Origin of the sequence: Nocardia sp. NPDC046473 (assembly GCF_040645995.1) — a bacterium.
Taxonomy (GTDB): domain Bacteria; phylum Actinomycetota; class Actinomycetes; order Mycobacteriales; family Mycobacteriaceae; genus Nocardia.
Window position 1 is genome coordinate 233,510 of the sequence record NZ_JBEYZJ010000011.1, and the last position, 17,400, is coordinate 250,909.

Genomic DNA, 17,400 nt, shown 5'->3' on the forward strand with positions numbered 1-17,400 from the left:
TGCAGAACGACGCCGGACGACGCACCTCAGCGGACATGAGAGCTGTTGTACTAGTGGATATCTCATGAGAGCTGTTGTACAAGCGGATGTCTCGGTCAACGGGCAGCCCCGCAGCCGCCGTGTCCCGAACAACCGGCGCAAGCATGACATGAACGAGCCGCAGGGAGATCCCCAGTAGAAGTGGGGAATTCGGCACGTTCCGGTGCCGCGGCGGATCGGTGATCGCTAAATCGGCGCATATCCCCAGTTGGGACGGTCCCCACTCATATCTTGCACGCTGCTCCATACTTCTGGATGCCCCCTAAAGTTGTACCGGAGGTACGCTATGCGAAAGTTTCTATACCCCTTTGCATTCGGCGCAGCCGTGGCTCTCACCACGCTTGTCATGCCCGGTTTGACCGGTAACGCAGCCGACAATCCACAAACTACCGAGCGCGCTGTCACCGATATCGTGCCCGTCCCCGTCGAGGCCAAGCCCGACGCAGGCGCGAACTTCAAGCTGACCTCCGCCAGCGTGATCCGCGCCGAACACCAGGCCAAGGGCGTCGGTGAGTATCTGGGCGGGTTGCTCCGGCCCGCGACGGGTTTCCCGCTGCCGGTGGTGGAGCGCTATGACCTGGCCAAGCCGGGCATCACCCTCGAGCTCGGCGACGCGGGTAATCGCGTCGGCGACCAGGGCTACCAGCTCACCGTCGCCAAGTCCGGCATCACCCTGAAGGCCAACACCACGGACGGACTGTTCGGCGGCGTGCAGTCGCTGCGCCAGCTGTTCCCCGCGGCGATCAACAAAACGTCGGTGCAGCACCAGGATTGGACGGTGTCCGGCGGCAAGGTGGTCGACTACCCGCGCTTCCGTCAGCGCGGCGCGATGCTCGACGTGGCCCGCCATTTCTTCAAGCCCGATCAGGTCAAGCGCTACATCGACCAGATCGCCCAGTACAAGGTCAACACCCTGCACTTGCACCTGACCGACGATCAGGGCTGGCGCATCGAGATCAAGAGCTGGCCGAAGCTGGCCGAGATCGGCGGTCAGACCGCGGTGGGCGGCGATCCGGGCGGCTACTACACCCAGGCGCAGTACACCGACATCGTGAATTACGCTGCCTCCCGGCACATCACGGTGATCCCCGAGGTCGACATGCCCGGCCACACCAACGCCGCGCAGGCGTCGTACGGCGAATTGAACTGTGACGGCAAGCCGGTGCCGCCGCGCACCGACATCGAGGTGGGCTACAGCTCGCTGTGCATCGCCAGCCCGACCACCTACAGGTTCGTCGAGGATGTCATCCGCGAGCTGTCGGCGATCACCCCGGGCAAGTACATCGATATCGGCGGTGACGAGGCACATTCCACCTCCGCGGCCGACTACAAGACCTTCTACGACAAGGTGACGCCGATGCTGGCCACCTACGACAAGAAGGCGACGGGCTGGCACAACATTGTGGTGACCAACCCGCCCACGTCGGCGATCCCGCAGTACTGGGATACCGCCAACACCAATGCCGATGTCGTGGCGGCGGCCAAGCGTGGCAACAAGATCCTGATGTCGCCGGCCAACAAGGCGTACCTGGATATGCAGTACAACAAGGATTCACCACTCGGCCTGCACTGGGCCGGTTATGTCGAGGTGAAGGATTCCTACAACTGGGATCCGGCCACCTTCCTGCAGGGCGTTTCGGAGAACCAGCTCGCCGGGGTCGAGGCGCCGCTGTGGTCGGAGACCCTGCGGACCAGCGCCGACATCGAGTACATGGCCTTCCCGCGGCTCGCGGGGATCGCCGAGATCGGCTGGTCGCCGTCCGCGACCCACAACTGGGACACGTATCGGGTACGGCTCGCCAAACAGGGCCCGATCTGGGCCGCGCAGGGCATCAATTTCTATCGCTCCCCGCAGGTGGACTGGAAATAGCCGACGCTGCGCGATAATCCGAAGGCCACCTTCGGAATTTCCATCGCAAGGTTCATTCGAATTACAGGATCGTGCCCCGATACGATCCGGAAGGAGTCCGAGGTGTCGCCTTATCGAAAAACTCTTATCGCCGGCTTCGCGCTACTGACCGGGTTGGGGGCTTTCCTGACCCCGGTCACCGCGGTGGCCCAACCGCAAGCCGCCGCGGTCGACAGCGACGGTGACGGATTGCCCGACGCATGGGAGATCAACGGTTACGACGCCGACGGTGACGGCAAGATCGACGTAGATCTGCCGAAGATGGGCGCGGATCCGAAACACAAGGACCTGTTCGTCGAGATGGACTACATGAACGGGCGCCTGCCGACCGCCGCGGCACTCGATCGGGTCACCGGGGTGTTCGCCGCCGCCCCGGTGACCAACCCGGACGGCCGCAACGGGATCAATATCCATCTGGACGCGGGCAACGCCAGAGGCGCCAAATATAATCTCGGCGGCGGCAACCAGGTGCCCTACGACAGCAATCTGTCGCCGGTGGACGATCAGGTCGCGGCGATCAAGCGAACCAACTTCGCCTCCGCCCGTTCCCATATCTTCCACTACATGATCTGGGCGGATTCCTACGACAACGGTTGCAGCAGCGGCATTTCGCTGGGCATACCGGCCGACACCTTCGTCGTCGCACTGGGCCCGCAGTGCAACTGGAATCCCGGCGACGACGGCAATGTCGGCACGTTCATCCACGAACTGGGGCACAACCTCGGCCTGAAGCACGGTGGCACCGACCACGTGAACTACAAGCCGAACTACCTCAGCGTGATGAACTACAGCTTCCAGTTCTCCGGTGTACCGAAGACGGACGGCAGCGCCAACTTCGGTTACTCGAATGTGAATCCTCCTGCCCTGAACGAGAATTCGTTGCAGGAGCGGCAGGGACTCGGTGCGGTGGCCGCGGGCTGGCGGACGGTCTACTTCTGCCCGGACAACACCCGCAGGAAGACCGCCGGATCGGCGGACCAGCCGATCGACTGGAACTGCAATGGCTCCATCCAGACCGGCGCCGTGCAGGCCAGCGTGAACAACGACCGCAACTACAACATCCTGCAAGCCCAGAACAATTGGGCCTCAGTAGTATTCGACGGCGGGAACATCGGTCCGGTCGGCGTCGAATCGCGGCAGCTGCCGGAGCGGTCGCCGGAGGAAATGACCAAGCAGGAGTTCGACCGGCTGCAGTCGAGCCTGCGCGAGAACTAGTCACCTGAACGCTTCCGGCGGTGCGGCCTCGAAAGCGGACGCACCGCCGGGAGTGTTTGCGCTACACCGTGTTCGGTGGCCTATCGATGATCGACTATCTCGCGTCGATCGGCCGTCCCGCGGTTCTTCGCGAACATCGCGATCACCGCGGTCAGCACCGCGCCGACCGCGCCACCGCCCGCGACCTGACCGAGATCGAGGCCGGATCCGGTCGCCGCCTGGAAGTTCCGGATCGAGTTCGAGCGGGTCAGCTACTACAGGGCTGGGACCGGCGATCGATCGCCGACCGGCCCGAACCAGACTGTCAGCGGAAGTGCTGTCGGATGTTCAGCGGATACCCCGACCGCCCCGCGACGGTGAGCATTGCTGCATGGATGTATTGGTCACGCTCGTCGCGCTGGCAATTTGTGCGATTGCCGTCTGGGGCACCATCAGCTTCTGGACCGAAGGCCCCTACGAGCAGAACCACCCGGACCCCACGCTGCGCGGAATCCGCATCGACGACGACCAGGGCGACCGATAGATTGTGCCCCCGGCCCCGCGATGGGTGGCCCGGCGAATCCTGCTGACGGTGGCTGAGACGGTCTGCTAGATTGGCGTTACCGGCGGTACCGGGTTCATGGAATCCAGTATTGCCGGGCGGTACCAAACATCGTCGTTGGGAGTTGCCGTGAGCACAGCGGGCACCGTTGCCGCGTTCGATCGTCCGACCCGTCGGGCCGGCGCGATCGAGCGATTGCTGTCGGACGCTATCGCGTTGGTCGATGGCTTCTCGACACAATCTTCGGTATATGACGACGTCCCCAGCTCACTGGTCGACGCGGACTTCGTCCCGGCCGCCGAGCTGAATGTGCGGCTGTTCTTCCGGTTTTGGCTCGACGGCGACAAACCCAGCGAGGAAGACACCCGTCCGCTGGTCGAGCGGGCGGTGTCGCTGGTGCACGACGGGATGCCGTTGGACGACGTACTGGGCAACTATCGGGCGGGCGTCGATTTCCTCTGGTCGCAGCTGCCGAACACGGCCTCCCCGTCCGGGCGGGCGGCGCTCGCCGAGATCGGACGGCCGCTCTCCGAATACCTTTCGCTGATGACGGCCCGCATCGCGGTGGCGTGTGTCGAGGATGCCCGGCGGCGGCCGTGGGACGAGCTGGAACGGCGGCGCGGGATCGTCGACGCGCTGCTGGCCGGGCGTGATCCGGTCGATTGGGTGGGTGATCCCGCGGTGCCGATCGCGGAGGCGTTCGTGGTCGCGGTGATTCGCCCCGGCGATCCCGGGCCCGGCACGCTGACCGACCTACGACGTCGCATCCATGATCTGCCCGGCGCGTTCCTGCGTCGCGACATCAGTGGCTGGACGGCCTTGATTCCGATCGATTCGGGCGGCGACAGTGCGGCGGTCATCGAGAATCTGTCGACTCGATTGGCACCCGGAATCGGCACGGGCGCATCGCCTTTGCTGTGGATCGGCGTTTCGCCCGCGATGACGCGCGCGGCGATCCCGGCCTCCTTCGCCGAGGCGCGGGTCGTCGCGGAACTCGGTCGCTGCCTTTCCCGCAGCGAGGTGGTCTGCCGTCGGCAGGACCTGCGGTTGGAGTATGCGGTCGCGGTCGACGGGTCGGTGCGCAAAGAGCTGGCCTCGGTGCTGGAGCCGCTCGCCGATCAGCCGGTGCTGGCGGAGACGCTCGGGGTGTTCTTCGCGAACGAGTGCAATCAGAATGCCGCGGCCAGACTGTTGTTCGTGCACCGCAACACCATCACCTATCGGCTGGCGCGGATCGCCGAACTCACCGGCTACGACCCACAGCGGCCCACGGAGGCGATGACGTTGTCGGCGGCGCGGACCGCTCAGCTGTTGGAATCGAAGGCGTTCTCCGCTTGATTTCGGGCGGGATTCGGATTCTCGGATCGAATTCTATGGATGTGCACAACTGTCCCCGCGGGCAGTCTGTCGGTTTGTCGATAGCGGGACGTTCTCGCGCAGAGGTGTACTGACACCAGTTCGGTCTTCGCATGATGCCGATCACACGCGACGAGACGAGGGTGCATGTTCGGGGAGAGATTCACATGGGCGGCGGTGCCATTGACGGCGCTCTGCCTCGCGGTGTCCAGCGCCGGGATCGCGGCGGCCGATCCGTATCCGACGTTCCCTCCTGATCAGAATCAATTGCCGCAGTTGCCCGCTGAGCCGCAGCTCTACGACATGCTGCCCATCCCGGTGCCCGCCGAGGACCCGTGGTACGCCGACCCCGATGATTTGGCGTCGTACGCGCCGGGACAGGTCATTCGATCGCGGACCGTGCAGACCCGGATACTCGGCATCCCGTTCCCCGTCGATACCAGGCAGCTGTTGTTCCGCAGCAACGACATTCGCGACAACCCGATCGCGACCGCGACGTCGGTGATCACGCCGGGGATTCCCTGGGCGGGCGGCCCACGGCCGGTGGTCTCCTTCCAGGAGGCGATCGATTCGACGAACTCGGCATGCAACCCGTCCCACACACTGCAGGTCGGCACCATGAAGGAAGCCACGCTGGTGGCGGGCTGGCTGGCGCAGGGTTTCGCGATCAACGTGCCCGACTTCGACGGTAAGTTCAACACCTTCAACACCTTCGACGAGGGCAAGATGGTGCTGGACAGCCTGCGTGCCATGAAGAATGAAGCGTCGCTGGGGCTTTCGGATTCCGGCATCGCCATGTACGGCTATTCGGGTGGTGGTTCCGGGTCGATCCGCGCGGCCGAGCTGCGCGAAAGTTACGCTCCCGACGTCCGATTGCTCGGCACGGCCCTCGGTGGCACGCCCGGTGACCTCCGGCTGCAGGCGCAATACGCGACTCAGCAGCGGCCCGGGCTCACCGGAATCAGCAACTTCACCATGTGGCTCGGTTTCGCCGGGTTGTCCCGTGAGTTTCCCGAACAGTTCGATGCGGCGAAGCTCCTGACCAAGGAAGGTCAGGCGATTCTGCAGGACATGCAGAGTCGCTGTGTGTACACGGTGGCGCTGTCGGGGATGTATCGGCCGATCAGCGACTACTTCAACCCGGGCATGACGTTGGAGAACGCGCCGGGGGTAATGCAGGTGCTGCAGGAACAGAGCCTGGGGCAACACATTCCGGACAGCCCGATCTTCTGGGGCCACGGGATTTGGGACGAGCTGATTCCCGCGTCCGTGGTCTTGCCAGTGGTGAACGATTACTGGAACCGCGGTGCGGATCTGCGGTTCTACACGATGCCGCTGCCCGAACACGTCGTCAACGCGGGCGCGGTGTGGGCGCCCGCGGTGGCCTGGATCAGTGCAGTGCTGCGTGGTCTGCCGCCCGGCCCGCGCTTCAAGGCCGACTTCCAGATTCCTGGTTGATCGCTGACGAGCGATCGGTTATCGCAGGCGACCGCCGCGATAACCGATCGCCGTCGTGTTAGCGGCCGGAGCCGCTGGGCGGCGAGGGGTGCCGCCGCTCGAGAGGTTAGCGGCGGTACCGACATAACGGACAGACCCGGGAAGATGCGCCACCGGAATTGGGGGCTGCTATTTCGTCTGTACTGATCCGGCGCCGGTACCGCATGGAACCGGTGCCTTGTGTTCGGGATCCAGTGCGTTGAGCACCAATTGGATCGTGACCGGGTCGGAGGTGATCGCCATGTGTTCGGAGAAGTCGCCCGGGCAGACGTCTTGCAGGGTGATGTTGTCGACGTCGGGGCCGTTGAGGAAGCCGGTGGTGTACGGCGTCGCGAACTCGTCGTACTTGGATGCGATGACGGTGTAGCTGACGCCTGGTTGTGTTTCGCCGCCGCTGTTGAGTTGGGTGATGAATTCGGAGGTCGGCAACTGTTCGGTGCAGGACGGGCACACCAGGTTGGTCGCCGGTGGCACGAGGGTGACCGGCAGTCCGACCAAACCCCAAGTGGTGCCGTGATTGTCGGGCGCGAGGCCGATGAGGGTGTGCACCTTCGCTGCGCCGCCAAGGTTTTTCAGGTAGTACCGCGGCAGCATGGCGCCCTGGGAATGGCCGACGATATCGACTTGCTGCGCACCGGTTGTCGTGAGTATTCGGTCGATGAAATCCGAGATCTCTTGCGCGGACTCACGCATCGGCCCGAGGCCGGACACCGTGCCACCCAGCCCGGGGCCGAAGTCGAGCGCGTAGACGCAGTAGCCCGCCGCCGCGAGTCTCGGCGACATCGCGAACCAGTTGTCCAGGCGGTTCTCGAAGGTGCCGTGCGCCAACACGATTGGTCGCGGATGCGCGGCACTCGGCTTGCAGGACCAGTCGTTCGCGCCCGGCGGCGGTGGTACGACGTCCACGTCGGACGACCCCTGGACCGGCGTGGGCGCATCGGCGAGGGCGGTGGCCGACAGGCAGGTGAGCGCGAGCACGCTCAGGCCGGCCGCACATAATCTGAAACCACGCACAAAAGCTCCTCATATCCGTTCGACGAGATACAGCGGCCACGTTGTGAATACGACAGGCAACGTGGATTATTCGGCGTCAATATTCTGTTCGGAATAAGGCCTCGGGTAATTATTCGGGCCGAGCCTATCGCACCGCGCATTCACCGGCATCCGGTCCGCCGGGATCCCCTTCACGCCGAACTTCAGATCGGATCGCCGCACAGTTTCTCGGCTACCGGATTGGGCACTGTCACAGGGGGCGGGCAGCCGTCGGTCGCGGGAACAACGTCACTGATTGTGGTGTTCGACATCACATGCCGAGATCCTTCACTGAGTCCGAACGTCAGGAATTCCTCGCAGGCAAGCACATCGCCGTGCTGTCGGTCGCAGCCAACGACGGTCGCCCGCCAGCCAGCGTCCCCATCTGGTACGACTACACCCCCGACGGCAACATCAGGGTCAACACCGGCGCCGAGCGCCGCAAGGCCAGGCTCATCCGCGAGGCCGGCGTGGTCACCCTCACCGTCCAGCGCGAAGAATTGCCCTATCAGTACGTCATCGTCGAGGGCACCGTCATCGACGCCACCACCCCCTCGCCGCAGGAGTCACGAGTGGCAATAGCCACCCGCTACCTCGGCCCCGAAGAGGGGGCCGCCTTCGCCGCCCGCATGGACGGCGCCCAATCCGTCCTGTTCACCATCCGCCCCGACCGCTGGATCAGCCAGGACTACTCGACTGACCAGTGAACGTCCCTGGATTGTGTGAGAAGCGCCGCTGATCCCCACCACCGGCGGCGCTTCTCAGCGGCAACCTTGACACCCCCAGCAGTCAGGATCGCTCCGCTATTTCTGGCGGGCGGGGCGTGGCAAGTCGGGAGGTCGGGCAGGCACCTCATGGTGTCCGGACCGGTTGCTCGGCGGTCCTTTCGGTGCGGGCCAGTACTGACCAGTCCCCGGCGTGCAGCGCGCCTCGCGCGGTGACCGGCACCGGCAGCCGACTACTCATCGCCTGCTGTGCCGCCGCCAGGTCGCCGGGATGGTGGCCGAGCACGGTGGCGCCCGCGACGCGCCCGTGCGACAGGATCAGCCGCCGATAGGAGTCGGGGCGATCGATGACGATCACCTCGTCGCCCCACTCCGGTTCCACCTTTCCGGTCGAGAACAGCTCCAATCCAACACCTTTCAGGATCATGGCGGGCTCGGCACCGGCGAGCGGCCGGTCGCCGCCGAGTGCGTTCACCGCGGCGATCTGCGCCTGCTCGGCCGCGACCGGCCACAGCCCGAACACCTGTCCGTCGAGTTCGGCGATGTCGCCGGCGGCGTAGACGTCGGGGACGCGCGTGCGCATCCGATCGTCCACCAGGACACCGCGTTCGACGGGCACACCCGCGCTGCGGGCCAGATCGATATTCGGCCGGATGCCGGTCGCGGTCAGGAAGAGGTCGCAGTCGATCTCGCGGCCGTCCCGCAGCACCACCCGACGCACTGCGGGATCGCCGGTGACGCTGACGGTTTCGGCATGCCGCAGCACCTGGATGCCGGTCCTGGTGAAATGGTCGAGCACCAATTGCGAGCAGCGCGCATCGATCTGCTTGGCCAGTAGTCGGTCGCCGCGGTCGAGCACGGTGACCTGCAGGCCGAGCAGGTGCAGCGCGTGCGCCGCCTCGAGACCGAGCAGCCCACCACCGGCGACGACCGCGGTGGCACAGCGGAATTGCTGGGCGTAGGAGCGGATCCAGATCGCGTCACCGGCCTCGCGGAGCACGAAACAGCCTGGCCGCGAAAGCCCTTCGATGGGTGGCAGTGCGCTGCTCGCGCCCATGGCCAGGATCAACCGGTCATAGGGCAGTGCCTCGCCGGTGCCGAGGAAGACCCGACGGCCCGCGAGATCGATACTGGTGGCAAGGGTGTTCAGCCAAGTGGTGATCTGATTGTCGTCGTACCACTGCTCGGGTAGTAGGTGCAGGCCCTGCATTGCCGAGCGCCCGTACACCAGTCGTGAGATGCCCATCCGGTTGTACAGCGGGTGGGATTCCCGTCCGACGAGGTGGATTTCGCAGTCGGGATGGTTGCGCCGGAGGAAGTCGGCGGCGGTCACGCCCGCGATGCCGTTGCCGATCACCGCGACGCTGACGATGGACCGGTCGAAGCGCGTCGGTCGCCGTCTGTTCGCGCTGCCGGGTTCCGGTGTCAACGACACCTCGACGTTGCCGGTGCTGATCCGGGCGCAGCAGGCCATCCGGGTGTTCTCGGCGAAACCGAGGCGCCGCAAGGTGTTCCGCTCGTCTTGGCCCGGCGGTGACAGGCAGGACATGCCGTCGAGCACCGCGACCGGGTCGGCGCCGCAGACGCCCATCCGGCAGCCTGCCTCGATCGGCCGTTTACCTCGTTCGGCGACGTCGAGCAGGCTCATCCCGGTATCCGCGTCCACCTGAACGCCGTCGAAGGTGACCGAAGCCGCTGGCGCGCTGGATATTTCCGGGTCTCTCGGCCGCACCTTCGGCAGCGACAGCAAGACCGGTTCGGTACGCATGCCGGTGCTGAGCGCGAATTGCAGTTCGACGACCCGGGTCCTGGCGATCCAGACGATCGTGGCGAACAGAATCGCGACGCTGATCGGCCAATGCAGCCACGGCGCGCTGAGCCCGGTGACCGTCGCGAACGACCGGGCCAGGGTCACGCCGGCGAACCAGTAGAAGATGTTGAGCGCCAGTGCCGAATAGCCGACGCTGATCGTCGCGACGCTGAGCGGCGTCATCGCCTCCAGGGCGAAGAACAGGCCGATCGCGACGATCATGAACAGTCCGAGCACCGAATAGCGCTGCACCAGGCTGGTTTCGGTCTTCCCGGCCAGGGTGAAGAAGCCGAGGACGAAGCCGGGCAACGCGGCCGCGAACAGTTTGCGTGGCGCGCTCCAGGCCAGTTCCGGATCGTTGAGATCCGATTGGTAGGCGGCCCGCGGTTTCAGGTCGAAGCAATTCTTGGCGCAGCCGACACACGGTTCGCAATGACTGTTCGGCACGGTGACGAACGGTGTCTGCCCGTAGGCGCGTTGCAGCGGGAACAACGGGCAGATGCTGCTGCACCAGCCGCTCTTGCCTTTGAACAGCACGCCGCCGGTGAAAGCGGCGACGGCGACGAGTAACAACACGACGCCGGCGGCCACGCCGTTGCGATCCAGACCCGCCAGCCTGGCTCCCGTGATGCCGAAGAACAGCGTGGTTGCCCCGAGATAGCCTCGGGCGTATAGCCAATCGGGCGGATTCTTGCCGCGGGTGAAGCGGAGTACCCGTGGGATCTGGTTCGTTGCGGCCAGCGGGCAGCTGTTCCGCCACAGCCCTGGCGCGATCAGAAATAGTCCAGGTAGTAGCGGAACTACTACACCGAAGAAGACGAACAACCCGCCTGCGGGTCGGACGAACATCGCGACGATCATTTCGAAATAGACGGCCATGCTGGCGATTCGCACGAGGTGCCACATTTTCCGTGGCATCCGGGTGGGTAGTTCGGTGGAGGCGGGGAACAGATTTCGTTTCCCGGTCGGATCGATGCCCAGCATCCGATTGGCCAGCGTGAGAAACCGGGACGGCGGCGGATCGACCGGAGGGGTGGGGGCGGGCGGCTCGCTCGGCACGTCTTCGTCGATCCGCGCGAGCGGTTCAGTGACCGGCTCATACAGCACGATGATTTCGGTGTCACCGAGTTGCACCGTATCGCCGGTGGTCAGCGCGGCACGTCCGGTGAGCGGGACGCCGTTGACCGTGGTGCCGTTGCGGCTACCTAGATCGACCACCGATAGCGCCGTCGGGCTCGGCACCAGCCGTAGGTGTCGCGGCGAAATGGTGGCGTCGCGCAACTGCTCGTTGTCGCCGTTGCGGCCGAAGGTCACCGGGCCGCTCAGCATGAGCCGCCGGGCGGCCCGCCCCGGTTCCCTGATCTCGATCAGCGGCGGACCGCTCAGCATGCCGGTACGGCCGCCAAATCTTCGGAACCCATTGTGCCAGTTGGCTGTTCGATCAGGGGGTGCGCTCATGCAGCACCGCCTTGCGGCAGCGCTCGGCATCCGCTGCCCTGATCCCCAACCAACCGGCAGCGCGCATCGGCGCGCGTTTGTACCTCTATGCACATCCGGTTTGACCTCGATCGTCAGGTAAGTCAGGCGTCAGCGCGCACGCATGCGAACAGCGCTGACTACCTGTTATCCAATGGTGATGAACTAGCGACCGATCCGCGATGGGACTTGTGTATAAGAGTACGTGAATTCATATGTCAATGCTGTGAATTCGCCACCGGTTCAAGCGCCCGTGGCATGTGCCGCGTGGCGATCATTCGCGGGCCGTCCGGTTCGGTCCGTGTGGGTGACCCGTTCGCGCTTCTGAATATCGGCGGTGTCGGATACCCGGACCAGGGCTGATGCCCTGCTGGGTTCGGCTGCGCGCCAGTGCTTCTCGACCCCGGCCGGCGTCTGGTCTGGGTCCCCAGTCTGTCAAGGGGGATCGCCATTTGCCAGCGCGTTGTCATAGCGTGTCCGATGGCGTGCGCGAGTCATGTCCGATTTCAGTTACCGCGTCTTCAATTCTTGAAGTAGCGAGCGCGATTACTGATCCATCGGCTACGGCGGAAGAAGCCGGGGATGGTACTTCGACTTCATTCGTTGAAGTTCGCCGTCGCCGCTACCTGAAAACGACCTGCTGAGCGGCTATTCGAGAGATACGCGCGCGTCGACCCGACGAAGTGCCGTTTCGGTGCGGGCGTACCGCTCTATCGCGGCGCGGCGTGGTTACAGTGACGTGGCGGCAAACCACGCCCGTGCTCGATGCGGGCCGCGCAGGAGGAGACGTCATGGATACAGGGGTCGACGTGACACCGGTACATACCGCAACGGGTGCGGATCGACCGGTGCGGACGGCCGTCGTGGTCGGGGCGCTCGGTGTGGTGTTCGGTGATATCGGTACCAGCCCGATCTACACGATCCAGACGGTGTTCAACCCCGGCGATCCGCACCCGGTGCCGATCGGCACGGACAACGTGTACGGGGTTGTGTCGCTGATCTTCTGGTCGGTGATGATCATCGTCACCTTCACCTACATCTCGCTGGTGATGCGGGTGAACAACGACGGTGAGGGCGGCATCATGGCGCTCATCACGCTGCTGCGGCGGCTGGGTGGCGGGCGCGGTGGCCGGGCCGCCACGTTGCTGGCCGGGGTCGGGATCTTCGGTGCCGCCCTGTTTTTCGGCGACAGCATGATCACTCCGGCGATTTCGGTGTTGTCCGCGGTAGAGGGTCTGAAGATCGTTCAGCCCGGGCTGGAAAACCTGATCGTGCCGATCACCGCGGTGATCATCATCGTGCTGTTCATGGTGCAGCGGCGCGGCACCGCGGCGGTCGGCCGGCTGTTCGGCCCGGTGATGATCCTCTGGTTCGGGTCGATCGGCGTCCTCGGTATTTCCGGCATCGCGCGGCATCCGGAAATTCTGAAGGCGCTGTCGCCGACCTATGCGGTGAGTTTCATGTTCGGGCACTTCGGCATTGCCTTCTTCGCATTGGCCGCGATCGTGCTCGCCATTACCGGCGCGGAGGCGCTGTACGCCGACATGGGGCACTTCGGTAGGAAAGCGATCACCCGCGGCTGGCTCGGGTTGGTGTTGCCCGCGTGTGTGCTGAGCTATCTCGGGCAGGGTGCGCTGATTCTGGGCGATGAAAGCAATGTCGGCAGTCCGTTCTTTCTGCTCGCTCCCGGCTGGGCGCGGTTGCCGCTGGTGTTGCTGGCGACCGCCGCCACGGTGATCGCCTCGCAGGCCGTGATTACCGGCGCCTACTCGGTGGCCTCGCAGGCCGCGCAGCTCGGCTATCTGCCGCGACTGCGGATCGCGCACACCTCGGAATCGACCATCGGCCAGATCTACGTGCCGTGGATCAATTGGGTGCTGATGTTCTCGGTGCTGACGCTGGTGTTCTCCTTCCGCAGTTCCGCGGCGCTGGCCTACGCCTTCGGTATGGCGGTGACCGCGACGATCTCCATCACAACGCTGGTGTTCTTCTATCTCGCCCGGATCAAGTGGAATACGCCGCTGTGGCTGGTCCTGCTCGGTGCGATCCCGTTGCTCGCGGTCGATGCGATGTTCCTGGCGGCGAACATGACCAAGCTCGTGCACGGCGCCTGGTTGCCGCTGCTGATCGGGCTCACGGCGTTCACGGTGATGAGCACCTGGGCACGCGGTCGCGACGTCGTCACCCACGCACGGGAAGCGAAGGAGGGCCCGCTGCGCGAGTTCGTCGACGAATTGCAGGACGGCAAGCCGCCTTTGGTGCGGGTTCCCGGCACCGCGGTCTTCCTCAACCGCGGCAAAGCGACCACGCCGCTGGCGATGCGGGCCAACGTCGAGCACAATCACGTGCTGCACGAGCACGTGGTGATCCTGGCGATCGACACGCTGCCGGTGCCCCGGGTACCCGACGGGCAGCGCACCGAGATCGACGCGCTCGGCTACGCCAATGACGGAATCATCCATGTGACAGCCCATTTCGGCTACATGGAGACGCCGAACATCCCCGCCATCCTGCGCCTGCTCGACCCGGCGCAGACCGAAGGGCGGATCTCGGTCGACGACGCGTCCTACTTCCTGTCGAAGATCGAGTTGAAGCGCGGACCCGAGCCGACGATGGCGGCGTGGCGCAAGCGGTTGTTCATCGCCACGTCCTACATCACCGCCGACGCCGCCGAGTACTTCGGGTTGCCGGGGGAGCGGACCGTGATCATGGGTGAGCGGGTCGAGGTGTAACGCGCAAATCTGTTGTCGGTCAGCGTGATACCGAGTACGGACCGGCCGGGACCGGTGCGTACCTCGGTCGCCGCGCCGTCGCCTGTAGGTCGTTCGGCGGACACCGCGTTCCTGTCGGCCGGCGCCCGCACCGTAATCGCTTCCGCGCCACCGGTTATCGATTCCCGCGGGCCGGTTTCACCGCATACGGTGCGTAAACAGCACGGCACCCCGCGAACTGGCTCGGTTCGCGGGGTGCCGTGCGAGTTGACCGATCAGGCCAGGTCGAACCGGTCGAGGTTCATCACCTTGTCCCACGCGGCGACGAAGTCCTGCACGAACTTCTCCTTCGCGTCATCGGTGGCATAGACCTCCGCGAGCGCGCGCAGCTGCGAGTTGGACCCGAAGACCAGGTCGACGCGGCTGCCGGTCCAGGTGGTCGCGCCGGTGCCGCGATCCTTGCCCTCGTAGGTGCCCTCGTCGGCCGAGGTCGGCTCCCACTTCGTGCCCATGTCGAGCAGGTTCACGAAGAAGTCGTTGGTCAACGACCCCGGGGTGGCGGTGAAGACGCCGAGCGACGACTCGTGGTAGTTCGCGCCGAGCACGCGCAGGCCGCCGACCAGGACGGTCAGCTCGGGCGCGCTCAGCGTGAGCAGGTTCGCCTTGTCGATCAGCAGGTATTCGGCCGGCAGCTGGTTGCCCTTGCCGAGGTAGTTGCGGAAGCCGTCGGCACTCGGCTCCATCGCGGCGAAGGACTCCACGTCGGTCTGTTCCTGCGTGGCATCGGTACGGCCCGGGGCGAACGGCACCTCGATGTCGAAACCGGCGGCCTTGGCGGCCTGCTCGACCGCCGCAACACCGCCCAGCACCACGAGATCGGCGAACGACACCCGGGTGTTTCCGGTCTGTGCCGAGTTGAACGCCTCCTGGATGCCTTCCAGTACGGGCACCACCAGCGTGAGCTGATCGGGCTCGTTGACTTCCCAGCCGCGCTGCGGCTGCAGCCGGAGGCGACCACCGTTGGCGCCGCCGCGCTTGTCACTGCCGCGGAACGAGGACGCAGCGGCCCACGCGGTCGAGACGAGTTGCGGCACAGTCAGACCCGACGCGAGGATCTGGCTCTTGAGGGTGGCGATGTCGGCCGCCCCGATGAGGTCGTGCGTCACCGCGGGAACCGGGTCCTGCCAGAGCAGCGTCTCCTGCGGGACCAGCGGGCCGAGGTAGCGGACGATCGGACCCATGTCGCGGTGGGTCAGCTTGTACCAGGCCTTGGCGAACTCTTCCGCGAGCTCCTCGGGGTGGTCGAGCCAGCGACGGGTGATCTGCTCGTAGATCGGATCCACGCGCAGCGAGAGGTCTGTGGTGAGCATGACCGGGGTGTGCGACTTCGAGGAGTCGTGCGCGTCCGGCACGGTGCCCGCGCCGCCGCCGTCCTTCGGAATCCATTGCCACGCACCGGCGGGGCTCTTGGTCTTCTCCCACTCGTAGCCGTAGAGGGTTTCGACGAAGCTGTTGTCCCAGGTCCGCGGGGTCGGCGTCCAGGCGCCCTCCAGGCCGCTGGTGATCGCGTCCTTGCCGACGCCGGTGTTGAAGGTGCTGCGCCAGCCGAGGCCCTGCTCCTCCAGCGGGGCGGCCTCGGGCTCGGGGCCGACGTGATCGGCCGGGCCCGCGCCGTGCGTCTTGCCGAAGGTGTGGCCACCCACGATCAGCGCGGCGGTCTCGATGTCGTTCATCGCCATCCGGCGGAACGTCTCGCGGATGTCGGTGGCCGCGAGCAGCGGATCCGGATTGCCGTTGGGCCCTTCCGGATTCACGTAGATCAGACCCATTTGCACTGCGGCGAGCGGGTTTTCGAGGTCGCGCTTGCCGGTGTAGCGCTCGTCGCCGCCGAGCCAGGTGTGCTCGGGACCCCAGTAGACGTCCTCCTCGGGCTCCCACTGGTCGACGCGGCCGCCGCCGAAGCCGAAGGTCTCGAAGCCCATCGACTCGAGCGCGACGTTGCCCGTGTAGACGATCAGGTCGGCCCAGGACAGCTTCTTGCCGTACTTCTTCTTCACCGGCCAGAGCAGGCGGCGGGCCTTGTCCAGGCTCGCGTTGTCGGGCCAGCTGTTCAGCGGCGCGAACCGCTGCATGCCCGCACCGGCTCCGCCGCGGCCGTCGTTGATGCGGTAGGTGCCTGCGGCGTGCCAGGCCATCCGGATGAAGAACGGACCGTAGTGGCCGTAGTCGGCGGGCCACCAGTCCTGCGAGGTCGTCATCACGGCCTCGATGTCCTGCTTCACCGCGGCCAGATCGAGGGTCTTGAATTCCGCGGCATAGTTGTAGTCCGCGTCCATCGGGTTGGCGACGGCGGGGTTCTTCTGCAGGATCTTCAGGTTGAGCTGGTTCGGCCACCAGTCACGGTTGCTGCCGCCCTCGGTCGGGTACTTGAGGCGGGCAGACGTTACGGGGCAACCACTTTCAGCGGGCTCCGTGTTGGCCTCTCCGATGGGCGGGTGTTCCTCGGGCACGGTAATTCCTTTCGAGAGTGCGTAAATCGGGCTGTGATCACGGGTTGGGTAGCGACGCCGGTAGCGCCGCGCAGGCCGGGCATAGGCCCCAGTAGATGACCTCGGCCTCGTCGAGGACGAAACCGTTGTCGTCCGCCGCGGTCAGGCACGGGGCCTCGCCGACGGCGCACTCGACGTCGACGATGACGCCGCACGACCGGCAGACCAGGTGGTGGTGGTTGTCGCCGACGCGCGTTTCATAGCGCGCCACGGTGCCCATCGGCTGGATGCGTCGGAGCAGTTTCGCGGCGGTCAGTGCGCGCAGCACGTCGTATACCGCCTGATGCGAAACCGCGCCGAGGGTCTGGCGCACGTGGCCGAGGATGGTGTCCGTATCGGAGTGGGGGTGGGCGTGCACAGCGGTGAGCACCGCTAGTCGCGGTGCCGTCACCCGCAGAGCCGCGCCGCGCAGCATCCGCTCGAATTCGGCTGAGTTGGACACGTTCCGAAGTATTACTCATTCAAGTCTTGGCCGTGGCGGTTTCCGAAAATTCGAGCCGAGATGCGGGTTTTCCCAAGTAGCCCCCCATGGGACAAATG

At 65.4% G+C, this 17,400-nt stretch carries 11 protein-coding genes; 7 read left to right on the forward strand and 4 right to left on the reverse strand.

Features of this window, described 5'->3' with window-relative positions:
- The first annotated feature begins 385 nt into the window (after positions 1 to 385).
- The 5 genes from ABZ942_RS36410 (at position 386) to ABZ942_RS36430 (ending at position 6,518) form a co-directional block, all read left to right on the forward strand.
- Complete coding sequence (locus ABZ942_RS36410) at positions 386 to 1,909, forward strand: beta-N-acetylhexosaminidase (protein WP_357390541.1); 1,524 nt, start codon at positions 386 to 388, stop codon at positions 1,907 to 1,909.
- A 102-nt stretch (positions 1,910 to 2,011) separates the two neighbouring features.
- Complete coding sequence (locus ABZ942_RS36415; protein WP_357390273.1) at positions 2,012 to 3,163, forward strand: hypothetical protein; 1,152 nt, start codon at positions 2,012 to 2,014, stop codon at positions 3,161 to 3,163.
- Between the two features lie 370 nt (positions 3,164 to 3,533).
- Complete coding sequence (locus tag ABZ942_RS36420; RefSeq protein WP_357390275.1) at positions 3,534 to 3,686, forward strand: hypothetical protein; 153 nt, start codon at positions 3,534 to 3,536, stop codon at positions 3,684 to 3,686.
- 147 nt (positions 3,687 to 3,833) lie between these two features.
- Positions 3,834 to 5,042: a helix-turn-helix domain-containing protein gene (locus ABZ942_RS36425; RefSeq protein WP_357390277.1), complete on the forward strand. Its 1,209-nt coding sequence runs from the start codon at positions 3,834 to 3,836 to the stop codon at positions 5,040 to 5,042.
- Between the two features lie 165 nt (positions 5,043 to 5,207).
- Positions 5,208 to 6,518: a lipase family protein gene (locus ABZ942_RS36430; protein WP_357390279.1), complete on the forward strand. Its 1,311-nt coding sequence runs from the start codon at positions 5,208 to 5,210 to the stop codon at positions 6,516 to 6,518.
- A gap of 168 nt (positions 6,519 to 6,686) precedes the next feature.
- On the opposite strand, the gene ABZ942_RS36435 is transcribed toward ABZ942_RS36430, so the two are convergent.
- The gene (locus ABZ942_RS36435) at positions 6,687 to 7,571 is read right to left on the reverse strand and encodes an alpha/beta fold hydrolase (RefSeq protein WP_357390281.1); all 885 of its coding nucleotides are present in this window, start codon (positions 7,569 to 7,571) and stop codon (positions 6,687 to 6,689) included.
- 293 nt (positions 7,572 to 7,864) lie between these two features.
- Between ABZ942_RS36435 and ABZ942_RS36440 the strand changes: the two genes are divergently transcribed.
- Complete coding sequence (locus tag ABZ942_RS36440; RefSeq protein ID WP_357390283.1) at positions 7,865 to 8,296, forward strand: pyridoxamine 5'-phosphate oxidase family protein; 432 nt, start codon at positions 7,865 to 7,867, stop codon at positions 8,294 to 8,296.
- A 145-nt stretch (positions 8,297 to 8,441) separates the two neighbouring features.
- Here the strand turns inward: ABZ942_RS36440 and ABZ942_RS36445 are convergent, their stop codons facing one another.
- Positions 8,442 to 11,513, reverse strand: a complete 3,072-nt coding sequence (locus tag ABZ942_RS36445; protein ID WP_357390285.1) for an FAD-dependent oxidoreductase — start codon at positions 11,511 to 11,513, stop codon at positions 8,442 to 8,444.
- An 878-nt stretch (positions 11,514 to 12,391) separates the two neighbouring features.
- Between ABZ942_RS36445 and ABZ942_RS36450 the strand changes: the two genes are divergently transcribed.
- A complete protein-coding gene (locus tag ABZ942_RS36450; protein ID WP_357390287.1) occupies positions 12,392 to 14,332 on the forward strand; it encodes a potassium transporter Kup in 1,941 nt (646 codons plus the stop codon).
- A gap of 254 nt (positions 14,333 to 14,586) precedes the next feature.
- Here the strand turns inward: ABZ942_RS36450 and katG are convergent, their stop codons facing one another.
- The gene (gene katG / locus ABZ942_RS36455) at positions 14,587 to 16,821 is read right to left on the reverse strand and encodes a catalase/peroxidase HPI (RefSeq protein WP_357390289.1); all 2,235 of its coding nucleotides are present in this window, start codon (positions 16,819 to 16,821) and stop codon (positions 14,587 to 14,589) included.
- A gap of 37 nt (positions 16,822 to 16,858) precedes the next feature.
- Complete coding sequence (locus ABZ942_RS36460; RefSeq protein ID WP_357390291.1) at positions 16,859 to 17,302, reverse strand: Fur family transcriptional regulator; 444 nt, start codon at positions 17,300 to 17,302, stop codon at positions 16,859 to 16,861.
- Positions 17,303 to 17,400: the final 98 nt, after the last annotated feature.